The 18,777-nt window shown below is 69.6% G+C and carries 17 protein-coding genes, 1 pseudogene and 1 riboswitch; of the genes and pseudogenes, 7 read left to right on the forward strand and 11 right to left on the reverse strand.

Annotation, left to right across the window (positions count from 1 at the left end):
- Positions 1 to 8 precede the first annotated feature (8 nt).
- Positions 9 to 596: a class I SAM-dependent methyltransferase gene (locus ACIRGA_RS25005; protein WP_400944982.1), complete on the forward strand. Its 588-nt coding sequence runs from the start codon at positions 9 to 11 to the stop codon at positions 594 to 596.
- On the opposite strand, the gene ACIRGA_RS25010 is transcribed toward ACIRGA_RS25005, so the two are convergent.
- Complete coding sequence (locus ACIRGA_RS25010; protein WP_400944984.1) at positions 593 to 967, reverse strand: VOC family protein; 375 nt, start codon at positions 965 to 967, stop codon at positions 593 to 595. The genes ACIRGA_RS25005 and ACIRGA_RS25010 overlap by 4 nt on opposite strands.
- A gap of 22 nt (positions 968 to 989) precedes the next feature.
- The gene (locus tag ACIRGA_RS25015) at positions 990 to 1,868 is read right to left on the reverse strand and encodes an EamA family transporter (RefSeq protein WP_400944986.1); all 879 of its coding nucleotides are present in this window, start codon (positions 1,866 to 1,868) and stop codon (positions 990 to 992) included.
- A gap of 360 nt (positions 1,869 to 2,228) precedes the next feature.
- Between ACIRGA_RS25015 and rpsT the strand changes: the two genes are divergently transcribed.
- Entirely contained in the window at positions 2,229 to 2,489 is a 261-nt protein-coding gene (gene rpsT, locus ACIRGA_RS25020) for a 30S ribosomal protein S20 (RefSeq protein WP_007034798.1), read from the forward strand.
- A 68-nt stretch (positions 2,490 to 2,557) separates the two neighbouring features.
- Here rpsT and holA read toward each other — a convergent pair whose 3' ends face one another.
- Positions 2,558 to 3,541: a DNA polymerase III subunit delta gene (holA, locus tag ACIRGA_RS25025; RefSeq protein WP_400944989.1), complete on the reverse strand. Its 984-nt coding sequence runs from the start codon at positions 3,539 to 3,541 to the stop codon at positions 2,558 to 2,560.
- Between the two features lie 135 nt (positions 3,542 to 3,676).
- A riboswitch (SAM riboswitch) is annotated at positions 3,677 to 3,809 on the forward strand.
- Positions 3,810 to 3,821: 12 nt separating this feature from the next.
- On the opposite strand from holA, the gene thrC reads away from it, so the two are divergent.
- A complete protein-coding gene (gene thrC / locus ACIRGA_RS25030; protein ID WP_005158594.1) occupies positions 3,822 to 5,087 on the forward strand; it encodes a threonine synthase in 1,266 nt (421 codons plus the stop codon).
- Between the two features lie 52 nt (positions 5,088 to 5,139).
- Here the strand turns inward: thrC and ACIRGA_RS25035 are convergent, their stop codons facing one another.
- From ACIRGA_RS25035 to nadD, 7 genes are all read right to left on the reverse strand, one after another.
- Entirely contained in the window at positions 5,140 to 7,545 is a 2,406-nt protein-coding gene (locus ACIRGA_RS25035) for a ComEC/Rec2 family competence protein (protein ID WP_400944991.1), read from the reverse strand.
- A complete protein-coding gene (locus tag ACIRGA_RS25040) occupies positions 7,542 to 8,264 on the reverse strand; it encodes a helix-hairpin-helix domain-containing protein (protein WP_400944993.1) in 723 nt (240 codons plus the stop codon). The genes ACIRGA_RS25035 and ACIRGA_RS25040 overlap by 4 nt, the downstream gene beginning before the upstream one ends.
- A 146-nt stretch (positions 8,265 to 8,410) precedes the next feature.
- On the reverse strand, positions 8,411 to 9,256 hold the full coding sequence (locus ACIRGA_RS25045; RefSeq protein ID WP_400944995.1) for a DegV family protein: 846 nt from the start codon (positions 9,254 to 9,256) through the stop codon (positions 8,411 to 8,413).
- Between the two features lie 10 nt (positions 9,257 to 9,266).
- The gene (gene octT, locus ACIRGA_RS25050) at positions 9,267 to 9,995 is read right to left on the reverse strand and encodes a diglucosylglycerate octanoyltransferase (RefSeq protein WP_400944997.1); all 729 of its coding nucleotides are present in this window, start codon (positions 9,993 to 9,995) and stop codon (positions 9,267 to 9,269) included.
- 3 nt (positions 9,996 to 9,998) lie between these two features.
- Positions 9,999 to 10,613, reverse strand: a complete 615-nt coding sequence (locus tag ACIRGA_RS25055) for a histidine phosphatase family protein (RefSeq protein ID WP_400944999.1) — start codon at positions 10,611 to 10,613, stop codon at positions 9,999 to 10,001.
- Positions 10,610 to 11,014, reverse strand: a complete 405-nt coding sequence (rsfS, locus tag ACIRGA_RS25060; RefSeq protein WP_005158575.1) for a ribosome silencing factor — start codon at positions 11,012 to 11,014, stop codon at positions 10,610 to 10,612. Before rsfS ends, ACIRGA_RS25055 begins: the two co-directional genes overlap by 4 nt.
- A gap of 22 nt (positions 11,015 to 11,036) precedes the next feature.
- Positions 11,037 to 11,669 (reverse strand): nicotinate-nucleotide adenylyltransferase, encoded by a 633-nt coding sequence (nadD, locus tag ACIRGA_RS25065; RefSeq protein WP_073846459.1) that lies wholly within the window; start codon positions 11,667 to 11,669, stop codon positions 11,037 to 11,039.
- Positions 11,670 to 11,830: 161 nt separating this feature from the next.
- Here nadD and ACIRGA_RS25070 point away from each other — a divergent pair, with 161 nt between their 5' ends.
- The 3 genes and pseudogenes from ACIRGA_RS25070 to ACIRGA_RS25080 all read left to right on the forward strand — a co-directional run bounded on the left by ACIRGA_RS25070 (position 11,831) and on the right by ACIRGA_RS25080 (position 16,761).
- Entirely contained in the window at positions 11,831 to 13,936 is a 2,106-nt protein-coding gene (locus tag ACIRGA_RS25070; protein ID WP_400945002.1) for a RecQ family ATP-dependent DNA helicase, read from the forward strand.
- 85 nt (positions 13,937 to 14,021) lie between these two features.
- Positions 14,022 to 15,308 carry an MFS transporter gene (locus ACIRGA_RS25075; RefSeq protein ID WP_400945004.1) on the forward strand — a complete coding sequence of 429 codons (1,287 nt, stop codon included), beginning with the start codon at positions 14,022 to 14,024 and terminating at the stop codon, positions 15,306 to 15,308.
- A gap of 70 nt (positions 15,309 to 15,378) precedes the next feature.
- A pseudogene (locus ACIRGA_RS25080) lies at positions 15,379 to 16,761 on the forward strand (arginine--tRNA ligase).
- Here the strand turns inward: ACIRGA_RS25080 and ACIRGA_RS25085 are convergent.
- Complete coding sequence (locus ACIRGA_RS25085) at positions 16,756 to 18,030, reverse strand: FAD-dependent oxidoreductase (RefSeq protein ID WP_400945006.1); 1,275 nt, start codon at positions 18,028 to 18,030, stop codon at positions 16,756 to 16,758. The pseudogene ACIRGA_RS25080 and the gene ACIRGA_RS25085 sit on opposite strands and share 6 nt — an antisense overlap.
- A 91-nt stretch (positions 18,031 to 18,121) precedes the next feature.
- On the opposite strand from ACIRGA_RS25085, the gene ACIRGA_RS25090 reads away from it, so the two are divergent.
- Positions 18,122 to 18,757, forward strand: coding sequence for a TetR/AcrR family transcriptional regulator (locus ACIRGA_RS25090; RefSeq protein ID WP_400945008.1), 636 nt, complete (start codon positions 18,122 to 18,124; stop codon positions 18,755 to 18,757).
- The last annotated feature ends 20 nt before the right edge of the window (positions 18,758 to 18,777 follow it).

Below are 18,777 nucleotides of genomic sequence, written 5' to 3' on the forward strand. Positions count from 1 at the left end.
CTCGATGTATGAGTACTTCACTGTCCCAAATGCTCGACCGCACGTTCGGCCATCCCCGGGGATTGCTAGGCCGGTTCGGCGGCCGGGCGATGGCGCACGGCAATGCCGCCACCGAGCTTCGCGTCGTCGAGCTCGCGTCGATCGAATCCGGCGAGACCGCCCTGGTCGTGGGCCCCGGCCCCGGCGTCGGCTTGCAGGCCACGGCCGAACTCGCGGGCCGCGCCATCGGTGTCGACCCGTCCCCGGAGATGCTTGCCCGTTCTCGCCGCCGCTGCGGCGACAGGGTGGAGCTGCGGCAGGGCACCGCGGACTCCACAGGTGAGCCCGACGAGAGCGTCGACGTGGTCCTGAGCGTCAACAACGTGCAGCTGTGGGACGACCGGGCGGCCGGATTCGCCGAGCTGTTCCGGGTGTTGCGCCCCGGTGGCAGGCTGCTGATTTCGTCGCACGAGAAGTGGCTTCCGGTCTCCCGGCACGAGCTGGCCGACGAAGCGGCCGACGCCGGCTTCGTCGATCTGCAGACCTGGACCTGGGACCCTCCGGGATTCGGCGCCTCCCTCGCCGCTCAGCTGCGCGCGATCAAGCCGCTGAGCTAGCGCGGATCAGTGCGCAACGGATGCTCGCGCGGCACTTCGACCAGCACGATCCTGGTGCCGTCCGGGTCGGCGATCCACGCTTCGTCCAGTCCCCACGGTTCGCGCCGCGCGCCGCGGACGGGTTCCAGGCCTTTCGCCTCGAGCTCCTCGAGCGCCGCGGCCAGATCCCGGACCTGCAGCCACAAGGCGACGTCAGGGGTCGGACCGGTCTCTCCGGTACCGACGATCTCGATCGATCCGTTCCCGGCGAAGAACACCGTGCCGCCGGGGAACTCCTTGTCGATGGCCAGGCCCAGGGTGTCCCGATAGAACGCCGTCGACACGTCGAGGTCCTTCGGGTGGATCAGCACCCTGCTGCTCAGCACGTCCATGGCTCATCCCTACCGGATGGGTTCAGGCCATCGCAATCGCGGCGATCCCCGCCAGCACCACCACCGAACCGGCCAGCCTGCGGACGGCGTTCGCCTCCCCCAGGACCAGCCAGGCGGCGATGCCGCCCAAGACGATGCTCAGCTCGCGCGCGGGTGCGACGAGGCTCACCGGGGCGATCTGGAGGGCGTAGAGCACCAGCAGGTAGGCGACCGGCGAGAGCACGCCGACGATGACGACCTCACGCTTGTGCTCACGCCAGAGCCACGAGATCTCCTCGCGATCCTTCAGGGCGTACGGCGCCATGAGCAGGCTCTGCACGATCGCACCGGTCCCGAAGTACACGATCGGCGGGACACCGAGACCGGTGACCGAATGCGCGTCCCACAGTGTGTAGGCGGCGATCGTGAGACCGGTCAGCAGGCCGTAGGCCAGACCTTTGCGGCGAGCGGCACGATCGGCGGCGTCGGCGTGCGCCGGTGCTCGCCCGGTGCCGATCACCAGCACCCCGGCGACCACGAGGAACGCGCCCACCAGGCCGAGGAGCCCCGGCCGCTCACCGAGCAACACGACGGCGGCGAGCACCGAGATCAACGGCCCGGTGCCGCGGGCGACGGGATAGACGACGGACAGATCGCCGACGGCGTATCCCCGTTGGAGGACAACGCCGTAGGTGACGTGGAACACCGCGGTGACCACGGCGGCGAACAGCCAGGTCCACTGTGGACGTTGTGGCTCCACGGCCAGCGAGACCGCCATCACGGGGATGAGCAGGATCGCGGAAAGGCTGTAGTAAGCCCAGACGAACCGGGCTCCGCCCCGGCGGATCCGCTTGGCGGCGAGGTTCCAGCCCGCGTGGATGACCGCGGCGATGATGACGAAGGACAGGGCGGTGGCGTTCACGGCGGACCTTTCACGTTTTCCGCGCACGCGGAAAACCCGGTCCTCCAGGCTTTTGTCCCGTCAGATGAACGGCGGCGCTTCCGGCTCCGCCGATGGTGCCGCTCGGACCGGTCCCGTCTGCCCTGATTGTGTGTTTTCGCCGGCCGGGCAGGCGGCGGAACCCTAGGCACTACGATCTTCACCGTACCGCAAGCAGCCGTCCCGAGGCTGCCGCGAGCCACCCCGGGACGGCTGTTAAGCTTGCTTCTCGCCGTCGTGTGGCATTCCGTCATGGAGGAAACCCGCGCCGCTCTCGCGAGCGCGCAGGGCCGGTCACAGCGCGACGGTGAAACCACCGAGAGATTCAAGAGGAGCGCCCCCGTGGCCAACATCAAGTCGCAGATCAAGCGCATCACCACCAACGAGAAGGCGCGTCAGCGCAACCAGGCGATCCGGTCCTCGGTGAAGACCGCGATCCGCAAGTTCCGCGAGGCCGCCGACGCCGGTGACAAGGCCAAGGCCCTGGAGCTGCAGAAGGACGCGGCCAAGAAGCTGGACAAGGCCGTGACCAAGGGCGTTCTCCACGCCAACCAGGCCGCCAACAAGAAGTCCGCGCTCGCGAAGCGCGCGAACTCTCTCTGATCGGCTTTCGAAAGGCCCCGGCGACACGAGTCGCCGGGGCCTTTTCGCTGTTCTCGGCGGCTTGTTTCTCAGCGGCTGGTGCCGTGGGCGCCGACGACCTCCAGGACGGCCCGCTCCAGCGCGTACTCCGGGTTGGCCGCGACCCCCTTGACCTCGGCGTTGAGCCGGGCGACCACCCGCATCGCGGTGGCCAGGCCGTCCTGCCCCCAGCCGCGGGCCTGCCCCTGCGCCTTGCGCACCTTCCACGGCGGCATCCCCAGCTCGCCGGCCATCTGATTCGGGTTCCCGCGACCGGCGCCGGACACCCGCGCGATCGTCCGGACGGCGTCGGCGAGGGCGTCCGCCACCAGCACGTGCGGTACGCCCAGCTGCATCGCCCAGCGCAGCGACTCCAGCGCCGCCGCCTTGTCGCCGGCCACGGCCTTCTCGGCGACCGCGAATCCGTTCACGTCCGCACGGCCACGGTGGTAGCGCCGGACCGCCTGCTCGTCGACCACCCCACCGGCGTCCGCGACGAGCTGGGTCGCGGCCGATGACAGCTCGCGCAGATCCGAGCCGACGGCGTCGATCAGCGCGAGCACGGCCGCACCGTCGATCTTCCCGCCGACCCGGCGGACCTCGTTGCGGACAAAGGATTCCCGCTCCGCGGCCTTGGTCAGCTTCGGGCACTCGACGACCTCCGCGCCGGCCTTCTTCAAGGCGGCGGGAAGCCCTTTCGCGGCCTTGCTCCGGCCGCCTCCGCTGTGCACGACGACGAGCACGATGCCGTCGGCGGGCGCCTTGACGTAGGCCATGACGCCGTCGGCGAGCTCCTGCGAGATGTCGTGCGCGGATTCGAGGACGATCACCCGGCCCTCGGCGAACAGCGAGGGGCTGACCATTTCCGCGAGTGCCGGGACTGTGAGGTCCGACACCCGGATCCGGGTGAGATCCGCCGTCGGATCGGCCGCTTTGGCCGCGTCCGAAGCACTGCGGACCGCACGTTCGATCAGCAGCTCTTCCTCACCGAGAACCAGGACCAGCGGCGATGGGGCGGAAGCTTGCGTCGTCACGGTGACGATCCTGCCACTCCTCCTCTCGTGTGCTTTGCCCGGTGATGTGTTCCGGGCACGGTGGCCCCACCTGAGCCTCATGTCGTACGGTGTTGGCGAGGCGACGCGATGACACGCGTGCCGACAATCGAATACCGCTCATCCAGAGGGGCAGAGGGAACGGCCCGATGAAGCCCCGGCAACCGGCGTCAGCCTGTCATCCCGCGATCGCGGGGTAGCTGACGAACACGGTGCCAATTCCGGCCCGCCACGGCGGGGCAGATGAGGAAAGGACCTCGCGATGACCGCAACCCTCGGCACGACCTCCACCACCAAGACCCCGGATCTCGGACCGGCCGTCGAACTGGTGTCGAAGGAAGAGGGACACCGGCAGCCGCTCGCCCCCGAATTCGTTTCCGCCGAGGACTTCTCGCCGCTCGAGGTCGCCTACGACTTCGGCCGCGTGCGCCGCGAGGACATCGAAGCCGGGCCGAAGAACATCTGGCGCTACAAGAAGCTCCTTCCCGTTCCCTCGAACGTCGAAGAAATCCCCAACACCGAACCCGGCGCCACCCGGCTCATCCAGGCCGACAGGCTCGCGAAAGCCTTGGGCGTCAAGAAGGTCTGGGTCAAGGACGATACCGGGAACCCCACCCACTCGTTCAAGGACCGCGTGGTCGCCGTCGCACTGGCCGCCGCCCGTGAGTTCGGGTTCGACGTGCTGGCCTGTCCGTCGACCGGCAACCTGGCCAACGCCGTCGCCGCCGCGGCGGCCCGCGCCGGCTGGCGGTCGGTCGTGCTGATCCCGAAGACCCTCGAGCGCGCCAAGATCCTCACCACCGCCGTGTACGACGGAGACCTGATCGCGGTCGACGGCAACTACGACGACGTGAACCGGCTCGCCACCCAGCTCGCCGCCGAGCAGGAGAGCTGGGCGTTCGTCAACGTGAACGTCCGGCCCTACTACTCGGAGGGCTCCAAGACGCTGGCCTTCGAGGTCGCCGAACAGCTCGGCTGGCGGCTCCCCTCCCAGATCGTGGTGCCGATCGCCTCCGGTTCCCAGCTCACCAAGGTGGACAAGGGTTTCCGTGAGTTCGGTCAGCTCGGCCTCGTCGACGAGACGCCGTACAAGGTGTTCGGCGCGCAGGCCACCGGCTGCTCGCCCGTCTCGGCGGCCTTCCGCGCGGGACACGACGTCGTCCAGCCGGTCAAGCCGGACACGATCGCCCGGTCGCTGGCGATCGGGAACCCGGCCGACGGCCCCTACGTCCTCGACGTGGTCAACCGCACCGGCGGCGCGATCGAAGACGTCACCGACGAAGAGGTCGTCGAGGGCATCCGGTTGCTCGCCCGCACCGAGGGCATCTTCACCGAGACCGCGGGCGGGGTCACCGTCGCGACGGCCAAGAAGCTCATCGAGACCGGCAAGCTGAACCCGGACGAGGAGATCGTCCTGCTGATCACCGGTGACGGCCTCAAGACCCTTGACGCCGTCGAGGACAAGATCGGCCCGAAGGCCACCGTCAGCGCCTCGGCCGACGCGGTCCGCGAGGCTCTAGGCATCTGAAGGCTCTAGGCATCTGAAAGGCCCTAGGCATCTGAGTTCCCGCCGGCCCGCCTCACGAACGAGGCGGGCCGCGGGGCTCGCCCCGGCGCACGAGGGCGAGGCCGCGCGCGTCGGCGACCACCGCGGTGTCGCCGTCCGTGTCCGTCCTGGCGACCGACGCGCCGACGGCCACCAGATTGTCCAAAGTGGACTTGTTCGGATGACCATAGGTGTTTCCGGCACCGACACTCACCAACGCGGCCCTCGGCGCGACGGCGTTGAGGAAATCCGGTGCCGTGTAACGGCTTCCGTGGTGCGGGACCTTAAGGATGTCGGCACGCAGATCGGCGCCCTCGGCCATCAGGTCGGCCTGTGCGGCGAGCTCGATGTCACCTGTCAGCAGCAACCGGCCCGCCGAGGTCCCGGCGCGCAGGACGACGGAACCGTTGTTGATCACCGTACCGTCCTGTTCGCGAACCGATCGCCGGGTGACATAGCGCGGTCCCAGTACGTCGAGTGACAACGCCGGCCAGTCCAGCCGTTGCCCGATCTCCAGCTCCAGCAAGGGAATCCCGCGGCGCGCCGTCTCGTCCGCGACCTGCTGCCACGCCCACGCGGGGGCCCGGCCCGGGCCGACGGCGACCGCCCCGACCGACCGGCCCTCGAAGACGGATCCGAGACCGCCGATGTGGTCGGCGTGCAGATGACTCAGCACGATCAGCGGCAGGCGGTCCACACCGAGCCTGCTCAGGCATTCGTCCACCGGTCCCGGTTCCGGCCCGGTGTCGACCAGGACCGCCCTCCCCTGCTCGCCCGTGGCGAGGACGACGGCATCGCCCTGTCCGACGTCGCAGGCGACGGCAGTCCACGACGACGGTGGCCATGCCGGTGCCAGCACCCGCACCGGTACGAAGACGACCAGCCCGGTGGCCAACGCGATCGCCAGCAGGATCCTGGCGTGCCGCAGCCGGACGAGGACGAGCAGCACGGCGAGCAGACCGGCCGCCAGAAGCCCGCCCCACCAGCCATCCGGCCAGTCCACGACCGCTCCCGGCGCCCGGGCGCCATGGCGGGCCACGGTGATGAGCCAGCTCGCCTCGGGTTCGGTCAAGCGGACCAGCAGCCTGCCCGCGGACGGCCACCACGGCCCGACGGCGGTGGCGAGCACGCCGAACACGGTGGCCGGGGCGACCACCGGCGCCGCGAGCAAGTTGGTCACCACCGAGACGAGACTGACCGATCCCGCCATACCCGCGATGACCGGCGCCGTCATCACGAACGCGGCCAGCGGGATGGCCAGCCCCTCGGCGTAGCCGGCCGGGACACCGCGTCCGACCAGCCATTCCGCCCACCTCGGCGCCAGCAGTACAAGCCCGGCCGTGGCCAGCACCGAAAGCGCGAACCCGAAGTCGGCGGCCATCGCGGGGTCAGCCACGACGAGCCCGGCCACCGCGAACGCCAGCGCGGGCAGCGCCGAACCCCGGCGCCCCAGCGCCAGCGCCAGCAGCCCGACCGCTCCCATCACCCCGGCGCGGAGCACGCTGGGTGCGGGCCCGGCGAGGACCACGAACCCGGCGAGCCCCGCGGCGGCCGCGGCGGCGGAAGTCCGCGGCCCGACCCGGAGCACTCTCAACAGGAGCAGGATCGAGCCGCAGACGATCGCCACGTTCCCACCGCTCACGGCCATCAGGTGGGACATGCCGGAGTCCGTGAACTCCCGTTCGACCCTCGGGGACAGCGTGCTCGTGTCCCCCACGACCAGTCCGGGCACGAGACCGGCCTCCTCCTCCGGGAGGACGGCGCACAGTTCCCGGAGCCCGGTGCGCAGCGATTCCGCGGCTCGCTGCCACCAGGGCGCCGGTCCTACGGCCGACGGCGGACCTCGCACCGAGAGGACCGCGACCGTCAGTTCGGCCCCCTTCGCCGGCGCGAGCCGTCCGGAGGCGGTGACCTGCTGCCCGGGCAGCAGGTCCGTCCACCCCTCGGCGGGAGCGAGCAGGAGGATCCGGCCGGCCGAATCCACCACCTGCTCACCCGCCACCGCGGTGTCCACCGTCGCGGCGACGACCACCAGGCGGGTGCCTGCCTGGCGATCGGCGTATCCGGCACCGCGGACCGGACGTGGCCGCTCGGTGACCACCACCCTCGCGGTGAGGTCGCTCCCCCGTGCGGCGGCGGCACGGAGGTCGTCGTGCTCGGCGGCCCGGATCCGCAGCGCCACCGGACCGGCGGTGAGCACGCCGAGGACCGCCAGGGCGGCCAGGCCCGCCACCCACCGGGACGCCGTCCGGCGGGCACGGACACCGGCGGCGATCGCGAGCACCACGGCGGCCGCACCGCAGAGCATCGTGATCCACCAGCCGGCGAGTAACCCGGAAAGAGTGCCGAGCCAGGCCGTCGCCGCGGCCGGTAACAGCCGCAGGTCTTGACCCCGCCACGACGCGGTGTCCACTTCGGACGGATCGGCGGACGGGTTCATCCGACGGACACCACTTCCCGGAGTTTTCGATATTTACTTTCGCCGATCCCTTCTACGTCACGGAGTTGCTCGACGGTGGTGAACCCACCGTGCCCGGACCGCCAGTCGACGATGCGTTTCGCCATCACTTCGCCGACCCCGGGCAGGGTGTCGAGTTGCTCGGCCGTCGCCGTGTTCAGGTCGAGCTTCCCCACCGGTGCCGCCGTTCCGGCCGCGGCCGGAACGGCGACGCCGACGGCCACCTGCTCACCGTCGGCGAGCCGCCGGGCCAGATTCACGCCGGTCAGATCCGTTCCGGGCTGTGCCCCACCGGCCGCCGTGAGGGCATCGGCGACCCGTGCGCCCGGAGGGAGCGTGACCAGGCCGGGTTTGAGCACCCGGCCGACGACGCTGACCACCAGAGGCGCCTTGCCCGCCGCGGCGGGGACATCTCCGGCGGCCTTCGCCGACGGCAGGGGCGGCGGGGTTTCCGCCCCTGGCCGGTGTCCGAACCAGGCGATCGCTCCGGTCACGATCACGGCCACCGCGATCAGCACGGCCACCACGGCGAGCCACCGCCGGTTCACCGGGATCCCGTCCGCCGTGAACCGGGCGGGCACCCAGCGGCGTACGAGCCTGCCCGCGGGCGGGCCCTGGGTGGGCGCCGACAGCTGCGCGGCCAGCCACGCCAGCCTGGCGTTGACGGAGGGACCCGGTGACCGGGCGGTTTGGTCGAACACGTGAACGACGCTACGGAGCGGGGGCGACGGGCGGCAGTGGTGAATCCCGAGACTGTGGACAAGTGGGGTGTTGTGGACAACCCGGCCGCGGCCGAGACCGGATCACCGGTTTCCGTCGGGGCCGTATGGGACGCTGGCGGGTTTCCCTAACCCGCTCGCTGGATCACGACACCGAGCACACCGGGGCCGGTATGGGCCCCGATGACAGCGCCGATTTCCGAGACCACGCACCCTTCCGGGCAGTCGATGGATTCCTCGAGCCGGTTGGCCAGTTCGACCGCGCGTTCCGGCGAAGCCAGGTGGTGGACGGCGATGTCGGCGAGCCCGCCTTCGGCCGCCTTCACGGCGAGTTCGACCAGCCGCGCCACCGCGCGATTCATCGTCCGCACCTTCTCCAGAGGCTGGATCCGGCCTTCGGACATGTGGAGCACCGGTTTCACCGCGAGCGCCGTGCCGAGCAGGGCGGCCGCCGGGCCGATCCTCCCGCCACGGCGCAGGTATTCGAGGGTCTCGACGGCGAACAGGGTCTCCGAGCGGCTCACCGCGTCGACCGCGGCCGCCTCCACCTCGGCAGGCTCGGCTCCGTTCGCGGCGGCGCTCGCCGCGCGCAGGGCGGCGAACCCGAGCCCCATCGCGGTGCTGCGCGAATCGACCACGCGCACCTTGTCCGGCCCGACCTCCTGTGCCGCGAGCACGGCCGCCTCCCAGGTCCCCGACAACTCCCGGGACAGGTGCACCGACACGACGGCGTCCGCGCCCTCGGCCAGCGCCGCCCGGAACTCCTTGACGAACTCGGCGGGCGTCGGCCGGGAAGTCGTCACCAGGCTGCGTTTACCGAGCGCCTCGGCCAGGGCCGCGGGACCCATCTCGACGCCGTCCAGGAACACGACGCCGTCCACGAGGACGTGCAACGGGACCACCCGGATCCCGTTCCGTTCGGCGAAGCCTTCCGGTAGGTGGGCGGTGGAATCCGTGACTACGGCGACCGACACGGCAGCCAGCCTACGTTGCCGCGGGGCGGAGCACCGGGGCCATCAGGCGGGCCATTTCCGTGCCGACGGCGGTATGTCCTTCCCATCCCCAGTGCATGCCGTCCGGATTGCCCCGGCCGCTCAGCACGTGCTCGCCGACCACCGCTTCGAGATCCAGCAGCGGGACGTCCGCACGACGGCCCCATTCGGCAAGGGCGGCCGTGGCACCGGCGCGGGCGGTGTGGACCCGGCCGTACGAGTCGGATCGGTGCACCGAGGGCAGCATGCCGAAGATCGGCAGCTCCGGTCGCAGCGCGCGCAAGGCTCCGACGGCGGTGTCGAGGTACTGGACGGTGAGCTTCGACGGCAAGACCACCGGACGTCCCCGGAGGGCGATCGCGAGCCGGGGCTGGGCGGCCAGATACGCCTTGCGCACCACGCGTCGCAGCGGGTCAGGCCGCAGGTAGCGGAGGCCGGTGCGCAGGTAGGTGGGCAGCGGAGAGGGCAGCGTGTCCATGCTCCCGACGGCCAGCACGACGGCGTCGACGTGATGGAGATCCGCCCAGACCCGCGGGTCGCCGATCAACGACCACCAGGCGTCACGGGCGGTCCAGCCGAATCCGGCGACGAGGTCCACTCCACCGCCGCCGAGCGCTTCGGCGGCGATGTTGGGCCACAGACGTGCGTCGTCGGCGGCGTGCGGGCCGTCCGGGCCGTGGAAGCTGAGGGAATCGCCGAACACGAGCAGGCGCGGGGCCATGGATCAGCCGGTGATTCCCGCGTTGTAGGCGGCCAAGCGCCAGTTGCCGTCGCGCCTGGTCAGCTCGACCCAGTGGCAATTCGCGATCCCGCCCAGCGACGGCCAGGACTCGACCGGCAGACCGAGCAGTTTCGCGGTCAGCGCGATGATCAGACCGCCGTGCGTCGCCAGCAGCACCGCGTCGCCGGCGTCGGAATTGGGCTGGTCCAGGTCCGCGACGACCTCCATCGCGCGTCCGGCGACGTCGACCCGCGACTCGCCGCCGGGCGGCGCCCAGGTCGCGTCGACGCGCCAGCGTGCGCGTTCACCGGGGTACGCCTCGTCGACCTGCCGGCCGGTGAAGCCCTGCCATTCACCCAGATGGGTTTCCCGAAGGCGCTTGTCGATGCGCAGCGGGACGCCGATGGCCTCGGTGAGCACCGTGGCCGTGTCGGTCGCGCGGCGCAGATCCGAGGCGATCACCAGATCCGGGGAGAACCGGGCGAGCGCGGGCACGGCGAACCTGGCCTGGTTCCAGCCGACCGGGGTCAGCGCGGAGTCCAGATGCCCCTGCATCCGGCCCGCCGCGTTGTAATCGGTCTCGCCGTGGCGCCAGAGCACCAGCCGCCGCGGGCTCACGAGGCGCCTTGCGCGTCGGCGGGGTCCTCCTCGGCGGGTGTCTCCAAACCTTCGACCTCGATCCGCGGGCAGTCCTTCCAGAGCCGCTCGAGACCGTAGAAGGAGCGCTCCTCCTGGTGCTGGACGTGGATGACGACGTCGACGTAGTCCAGCAGGACCCAGCGGCCCTCGCGGGCGCCTTCACGGCGGACGGGCTTGTGCCCGCCGAGCCGCAGCTGCTCCTCGACGTTGTCGACGATGGCGCCGACCTGGCGCTCGTTGGGCGCGGACGCGATGACGAAGGCGTCGGTGATGACCAGCTGGTCGGACACGTCCAGCACGACCACGTCGCTCGCCTTCTTGTCCGCCGCCGCATGGGCGGCCGCTACGGCCAGCTCTCGTGCCTCGGACGTGGCTGTCACAGTTCTCCTCAAACAGATGGCTTTACTCGCGGGTGCGCCCGACGAGGGTACCCGGTGGGGATCCCCGGTCTTTGCGATAGAGGTCCTTTTTGGCGATGTAGCGCACCACACCGTCGGGGACGAGGTACCAGACGGGCTCCCCGCCTTCGACCCGCTCGCGGCACGCGGTGGACGAGATCGCCATCGCGGTCACCTCGACCAGGCTCACCTTCCCGCTCGGCAGATGCTGCGAGTTGAGGCGGTAACCCGGCCTGGTGACGCCGATGAAATGCGCGAGGTCGAACAGCTCGTCGGCGTTGCGCCAGGTGAGGATCTGTTCGAGCGCGTCCGCGCCGGTGATGAAGAACAGCTGGTCGTCCGGGTACTCCGCGCGCAGGTCGCGCAGGGTGTCGACGGTGTAGGTCTGCCCGACGCGGTCGATGTCGACGCGGCTGACCGAGAAGACGGGGTTGGACGCCGTCGCGATCACCGTCATCAGGTAGCGGTCCTCGGCGCGGGTGACCACCCTGTCGGACTTCTGCCACGGCTGACCGGTGGGCACGAAGATGACCTCGTCGAGCGCGAACCGCGACTGGACCTCACTGGCCGCGACGAGGTGCCCGTGGTGAATGGGGTCGAACGTGCCGCCCATGACCCCGATCCTGCGTGGTGACATGGGTCGTGAGCCTATACAGCGCTCGAGGCTTCACGCTCGGGTCGCCGGACCCACCGACCGGTGGTGATCTGGATCACATTACAGTCGGTTCCATGGATGAACGGTCCGTTCACGACATGCCGATCGCGACTTCGTCGGTGGCATGGGGTAGAGGTGGGGACGTGGACACATCGACTCTCCGGGATCGCGCCGAGACCCTCCTCCAGTCATTGGCGGGCGAGGGCGCCCGCCTGCGTGACGACCAGTGGACGGCCATCGAGGCGCTGGTCGCGCACCGCCGTCGCGCGCTCGTCGTGCAGCGCACCGGCTGGGGGAAGTCCGCGGTGTACTTCCTGGCCACCGCGTTGCTGCGGGAGCGGGGCAACGGCCCGACCGTGATCATCTCGCCGCTGCTCGCGCTGATGCGCAACCAGATCTCCGCGGCGGCGAGGGCGGGCATCCACGCGGCGACGATGAACTCCGCGAACCCGCAGGAGTGGGATCAGGTCCAGGCCGCGATCGCGGCAGGCGAGGTCGACGTCCTCCTGGTCAGCCCGGAACGGCTCAACAACCCGGACTTCCGGGACACCGTCCTGCCGAAGCTGACCGCGAGCGCCGGCCTGCTCGTGGTCGACGAGGCGCACTGCATCTCGGACTGGGGTCACGACTTCCGGCCGGACTACCGCCGGCTGCGAACGCTGCTGAAGGACCTGCCCGACGGCGTCCCCGTGCTCGCCACCACCGCGACCGCGAACGACCGGGTGGCGACCGACGTCGCCGAACAGCTCGGCATCGGCAACGGGAGCGACACCCTCGTCCTGCGCGGCAGCCTGGACCGCGAAAGCCTGCACCTCTCGGTGGCCAAGCTGCCGACGTCGCAGGCCCGGCTCGCCTGGCTGGCCGACCATCTGGAGGAACTGCCTGGCTCCGGGATCATCTACACGCTCACCGTCGCCGCGGCCCACGACGTGGCGGGATTGCTGACCGAACGCGGCTATCCGGTCGCCGCCTATACCGGGAAGACCGACCCCGCGGACCGGCAAGCGGCCGAAGACGATCTGTTGAACAACAACGTCAAGGCGCTGGTGGCCACTTCGGCGCTGGGCATGGGGTTCGACAAGCCGGATCTGGGCTTCGTCGTCCATCTCGGGGCTCCGTCCTCCCCCATCGCGTACTACCAGCAGGTCGGCCGTGCCGGACGTGGCGTCGATCGCGCCGAAGTGATCCTGTTGCCGGGCCACGAGGACAAGGACATCTGGGCGTACTTCGGCTCGCTCGCGTTCCCGGACGAACTGCGGGTGACCCAGGTGCTCAACGCGCTGGCGTACGCGGACCGTCCACTGTCGACACCCGCGCTCGAACCGTTCGTCGAGCTGTCCCGGTCCCGGCTGGAGATGGTCCTCAAGGTGCTGGACGTAGACGGCGCCGTCCGGCGGGTGAAGGGCGGCTGGGAAGGCACCGGCGAGGAGTGGCAGTACGACAAGGAACGCTACGCGCGGGTGAGCGCGGCACGGACGAACGAACAGAACGCCATGCTGGCGTACCTCGAAACCACCGGCTGCCGGATGGAGTACCTGCGCAAGCAGCTGGACGATCCCGAGGCGACACCCTGCGGGCGGTGTGACAACTGCACCGGAAAGCAGTGGGACACCACGATTTCCGACGACGTCGTCGACGCCACCCGGCAGCGGCTGCGCCGTCCGGGGGTCGAGGTCGCGCCGCGGAAGATGTGGCCGACCGGGATGGCCGGGCTGGAGGTCCCGCTCTCCGGACGGCTGCCCGCGGGTGAGCAGGCCGAGACCGGCCAGGTCGTCGGGCGGGTGACCGACGTCGGCTGGGGCACGCGGCTGCGCGAACTCGTCGGCCCGTCCGCGGGGGACACCGAACTCCCCGATCCGGTCTTCCAAGCCTGTATCGAGGTGCTCAAGGGTTGGCAGTGGGCCGAGCGTCCGGTCGCGGTCGTGGAGGTGCCGTCCGCCACCCGTCCCCAGCTGGTCCACAGCCTGGCGACGAAGCTGGCCTCCATCGGGCGGCTGAACTATCTGGGCGCCATGACTTCGGCGGGGCCGCCCCCTCGCCAGGCGAACAGCGCGCAGCGGCTGGCCGACCTGTGGAATCGTCTCAGCCTTTCCGAAGGGCTCGCCGCCGAAGTCGCCTCGGCCGAGGGACCGATCCTGCTCGTCGACGACCTGATCGACACCGGATGGACGATGACGCTGTCCGCGCGCTTGCTCCGACAGGCCGGTGCTCGCGCCGTACTGCCGTTCGCTCTCGCGAGCACTTCGTAACCGATAATCCCGACATTCGACAGGTTCTTCCCCGAGCGGGGACTTTCTGGCAAGGTTCCGTCCACGCGCGAGTACGGAGGTGCCGATGGCGGACGCGACGACGGAGCGGCTGAGGCATCGGCTCCCGGTGAAGAAGTTGTTCGCCGCCAGTGTCGGGAACGCGCTGGAATGGTTCGACTGGACCATCTACGCGACCTTCAGCATCTACTTCGCCAGCGAGTTCTTCCCGAAGGGCAACGAAGCCCTGGCGTTGATCAACACCTTCGCGACGTACGCGCTGGCGTTCTTCTTCCGGCCGCTCGGCGGGATGTTGCTCGGCCGGTTCGCCGACATCAAAGGCCGGAAGCCCGCGATGATCCTGACCATCGTCCTGATGGCGGGCGGTTCGGTGGCCATCGGCCTCCTGCCGACGTTCGACCAGGTCGGCTGGCTGGCCCCGATCCTGTTGCTGCTGGCCAGGGTGGCTCAAGGATTGTCGCTCGGCGGCGAGGTCTCGAACGCTTCGGCGTACCTCGGGGAGATCGCGCCGCCCGCCCGCCGCGGGCGGTACTCCGCCTTCTTCTACATCTCGACCGGTTCCGCCGTCCTGATCGCCTCGATCCTCGGGTTCGCGCTCGCGCGGACGATGTCCAAGGCGGATCTGACGGCGTACGGCTGGCGGATCCCGTTCCTGCTCGGCGGCGTTCTCGGCATCATCGGCCTGTGGCTGCGGCGCAGTCTCGCCGAGACCGAGATCTTCGAGGAGAAGAAGTCGACGGCGCGCAGGGTCGAGCGACCGCTGCGCACCACGCTTCGCGAGCACCCGCGGGCCGTTGTGCAGCTCGTGGGCTTCTCGATGCTGTCGACCCTTTGCTATTACACGTTCTTCAGCGCCCTGACCTCGTTCGCGGTCAAGACCCGCAAGGCCGACGATGTCGACGTGTTCCTCGCGTTGTCGATCGCGACGGCGTTGTTCGTCGCGCTTCAGTACCCGATGGGCGCGCTATCGGATCGCTTCGGCCGCAAGCCACAGCTGCTCGTCTGGGCGGCGGCGACCGCGATCCTCATCGTCCCGCTGTCCACTTTGGTCCGGCCGGGACTGCCGGGGCTGCTCGTCGTGTTCTGCGTCGGGCTCTGCCTGTACACGGCGATGACGTCGATCGCGCCCGCGATCATGAGCGAGCTGTTCCCCACCGAACTGCGCGGCTTGGGCATCGGCGCCTGGTACAACCTGACCGTCGCGTTATTCGGCGGGACCGCTCCCCTGGTGCTCACGGCGCTGTCCGACGCCGGGCTCTCGACGCTGTTCTTCTGGTACGTGGCCGCCGGAGCGGTGATCGCGTTCTTCGTCATCCGGACCCTGCCGGAGACGAAGGGCAGCGACCTGCGCTGAAACTCCGTCGCCGACGACGAGGTAGGTGGCTACCCTCGCGCTCCTACGACTAGCGCGAAGGAGGGACACCGTGTTGTTCGGCGATGTAAGCGAGAAATTGGCGCGACGCGTGATGGCGGCCCTTCGCCACGTCACCGACTTCGAACCGCCGTCCGCCCTCGTGCGGGTCTCCGCACAGAACGGCGTCGACTATCAGTGCGATCTCGCGATGAGCTTGGGCAAACGGCTCGGGAAACCGCCGAGGGAGATCGCCGCCGACATCGCGGCGCGCCTCGACGTCGCCGATCTCGCCGAACCACCGGAGGTCGCGGGGCCGGGCTTCCTCAACTTCACGCTGCGCTCTTCCTGGCTGGAAGAGCGGACGACCGCGCTCAACAGCGACCCGCGGCTGGGTGTCGCGGCGACGCCACATCCTCGGCGGATCGCCGTCGACTACAGCAGCCCGAACGTGGCGAAGGAAATGCACGTCGGGCACCGGCGGTCGTCCGTCATCGGCGACGCGATCGTCCGGCTGTCACGGTTCGCCGGGCATGAAGTCGTCCCGCACAACCATCTCGGCGCGAGCGTGTCGTGCTCCTGCAAAGCGGTGACGAAGAGACTCTGGCGCTGTGGCAGCGTCTGGTCGACGAGTTGACACAGCATTTCACCCAGGTCGAGTGAAGACGGCTACGCGGCCACCGATCTCGCGACCCTGCGGTACTGGACAGAACAACGCGGCGTCACCGATCTGCTCTACGTCGTCGGTGCGCCGCAAGCGCAGCACTTCGCGATGGTGTTCGCCGTGTGCCGGGCCGCCGGCTGGCTCCGCGAGGAGCATCGAGCCGAGCACATCGGGTTCGGCTCGGTGCTCGGCGAGGACGGCCGTGCCATGAAGACCCGGGCGGGTGAGTCGGTCCGTCTTTCCGACCTGCTCACCGAGGCCATCTCCCACGCCGCCGAAGTGATCGACGACCGGGCGGACCTCTCCCCCGAAAGCAGGGAAGAGGTCGCCAGGGCGATCGGGATCGGCGCGATCAAGTACGCCGACCTTTCCGGCGATCGCGAACGTGATTACGTCTTCTCCTGGGACCGGATGCTCGTCAAGAGCGGGAACACGTCGGTCTATCTGCAGTACGCCAACGCGCGGATCCGTTCCGTGCTGGCGAAAGCGGATCAGGACCTCACCGGCGCGCGGGTGCTCCTCGGCCATCCAGCGGAGCGCGCGTTGGCGCTCGCGCTGACCCGCTTCCCCGAGGCGGTCGGCGCCGCGACCGCCGGGCATCTCCCCCACAAGCTGTGCACGTATCTGTACGAAACCGCGGTCGTTTTCTCGCGGTTCTACGAACAGTGCCCGGTGCTGGACGCGGAAGGCCCCGGCGTCCGCGACTCACGACTGCTGCTGGCCGAACTCACCTCGAAGACGCTGACACTGGGCCTGTCCCTGCTGGGCATCTCCACACCTTCCCGGCTATGAGTCGCCGTGGTCGCTGAAGACCTTGCGCTTCAGCGGAGGCACTGCCTGGAAGAAGCGGAACATCCCCCGTGCCATCGTGCGGCCCGCCCGGTTCTCCGAGACGAACTGGCGGGCACTGCGTTCCGAGTCGCGCACCGCCGCGAAGCCGTAGTCACGCATCCGCTGCTCGTAGTCGGCGACCGCGGAGCGCACCGCGCCGGTCTTCCGCGCTTCGACGAGGTTGCGGCACAGCAGTTGCGCGTCCCGGAGCGCGGTGTTCGCGCCGATGCCGCGAAACGGGGTCATGCTGTGGATCGCGTCGCCGAGCAAGGTGACGTTGCCCGTCGGCCATGGCTCCACGGGCTTCGAGGTGAAGATCGGCAGCCGGGACACCGCCTCCTCGGGTGAGCCGCCGACCAGCTCCTTGAACGCGGGATCCCAGCCGTCGATCAGCTCCAGCACCAAGGCCCGCAGGGCAGCACCGTCCAATGAGGACAGATTCGCCGGGTAGCGCCGGTTGTCCGCCGCGAACGCCCACATGACGTAACTCGAGGTGTTGTCGAACAGGACTGGGTCGAAGTCCGCGGTCTCGTCGTTGACCGACGAGACACCGGCCAGCTCGTGCGGCGCGGTGAACAGGCCCGCCCCGGTCCGCGGCATCACCAAGCTCGGACCATCGGTGAGCCGGCCGGGCAGACGCTTGCGGGTCTCTTCGGTCAGCGGATGCTTGCCCGCGATCGCGATGATCCCGGTGTCCACCCGCTCGGCTTCGGGAAGGAACTGTTTGCGCACCCGGGAATTGGCCCCGTCGGCGCCGATGACCAAGTCGGCTTCGACACTGCTGCCGTCGGCGAACTCGCAGACGACCACCTCGCCTTCACGGCGGTAGCCGACGAACTCCTTGCCATGGTGCAGAACTCCGTCGAGCCCGTCGGACAGCACCTGATGCAGGCTGATCCGGCTGACCGAATGATGGTTCGACGCGGGATCGGGGCTCGAGGTGAGCTCGCTGTCGATCACCATCAGGTCCCGCAGCCGCTCGGTCACGAAGCTGAACGGACCGCTCGTGGTGCCGGTCGTGTCCAGGAACCGCTGCCAGAGCTCGGACGGCAGGCATTCGTGCAGTGCGGCGGAGCCGTGCGGATTGATGTGCACGCGGTAGCCCTGCAGCCGCTCGGTCCGGGTGCGGCTGCGTTCGTGAACGGACACGTCGATTCCCGCCTTGCGCAGCCCCTGCGCCAGGCAGAGCCCACCCGTTCCGCCGCCGATGATCGCGATTCTCGTGGTCATGGGTTTCTCCTCTCTCCGCCGACAACTATCAACCATACGGATAATAAAGTCAACCGTACGTTTGAGAGAGTCAGCGGCTAAGCTGAGCCGCATGTCCGAAGCCGCCCCGCGCAGCCCTCGCCGCGCACCCGTCGAACGCCAGCGCGATCCCGAGCGCACGAAGGCACAACTGCTGGAGGCGGCGAAGGCCGAGTTCGGCGCGAAGGGCTACGCCGCGGCGCGTGTCAGCGAGATCGCCGCGAAAGCGGGCGTGAACAAGCAACTGATCTCGTACTACTTCGGCGGTAAGGAAGGGCTGTACAACGCGCTGACCGCGACGATGTACGACGACTACGTCGCGGCCGCCGACAACGACAAGCCGTTCGCGGAGGTCGTCCGGTTCTTCGTCGAGTCGGGAATCCGGGATCACGACCTCGCCAAGCTGTTCCTCTGGGAGAACCTGACCGACGGCGCGCCCGACGCGATCGGCGTCGAGGGGCAGCGCGGATTCCTCCAGCGGCAGGTGGAGTACGTGCGAGCCCGGCAGGCCGCGGGCGATTTCCCCGCCGACCTCGACCCGGCTTTCCTGCTGGTGATCTTCATGGCCGCGTCCAGTGCCGCGCTGGCGCTGCCGCGCGTCGTCCGGGCCGTCTCGGGCCAGGACCCCGGGTCCGCCGAGTTCGCCGAGGCCTACGGCGACCAGCTGGCTCGCCTCATCGGTCACCTCGCCGTTCCGGGAAAGCGGTAGCAAAAGGTCCCTTGCTACCG

This window comes from Amycolatopsis sp. NPDC102389, from assembly GCF_044765885.1.
In the GTDB taxonomy this organism is placed as follows: Bacteria; Actinomycetota; Actinomycetes; order Mycobacteriales; family Pseudonocardiaceae; genus Amycolatopsis.

Bases quoted from the DNA above. Each gene is read 5' to 3' on its own strand.
- ACIRGA_RS25085 (WP_400945006.1), bottom strand. From the start codon at position 18,030: ATGACCACGAGAATCGCGATCATCGGCGGCGGAACGGGTGGGCTCTGC.
- ACIRGA_RS25010 (WP_400944984.1), bottom strand. From the start codon at position 967: ATGGACGTGCTGAGCAGCAGGGTGCTGATCCACCCGAAGGACCTCGAC.
- nadD (WP_073846459.1), bottom strand. From the start codon at position 11,669: ATGTCACCACGCAGGATCGGGGTCATGGGCGGCACGTTCGACCCCATT.
- ACIRGA_RS25035 (WP_400944991.1), bottom strand. From the start codon at position 7,545: ATGAACCCGTCCGCCGATCCGTCCGAAGTGGACACCGCGTCGTGGCGG.
- ACIRGA_RS25005 (WP_400944982.1), top strand. From the start codon at position 9: ATGAGTACTTCACTGTCCCAAATGCTCGACCGCACGTTCGGCCATCCC.
- ACIRGA_RS25075 (WP_400945004.1), top strand. From the start codon at position 14,022: ATGGCGGACGCGACGACGGAGCGGCTGAGGCATCGGCTCCCGGTGAAG.
- thrC (WP_005158594.1), top strand. From the start codon at position 3,822: ATGACCGCAACCCTCGGCACGACCTCCACCACCAAGACCCCGGATCTC.
- octT (WP_400944997.1), bottom strand. From the start codon at position 9,995: ATGGCCCCGCGCCTGCTCGTGTTCGGCGATTCCCTCAGCTTCCACGGC.
- ACIRGA_RS25090 (WP_400945008.1), top strand. From the start codon at position 18,122: ATGTCCGAAGCCGCCCCGCGCAGCCCTCGCCGCGCACCCGTCGAACGC.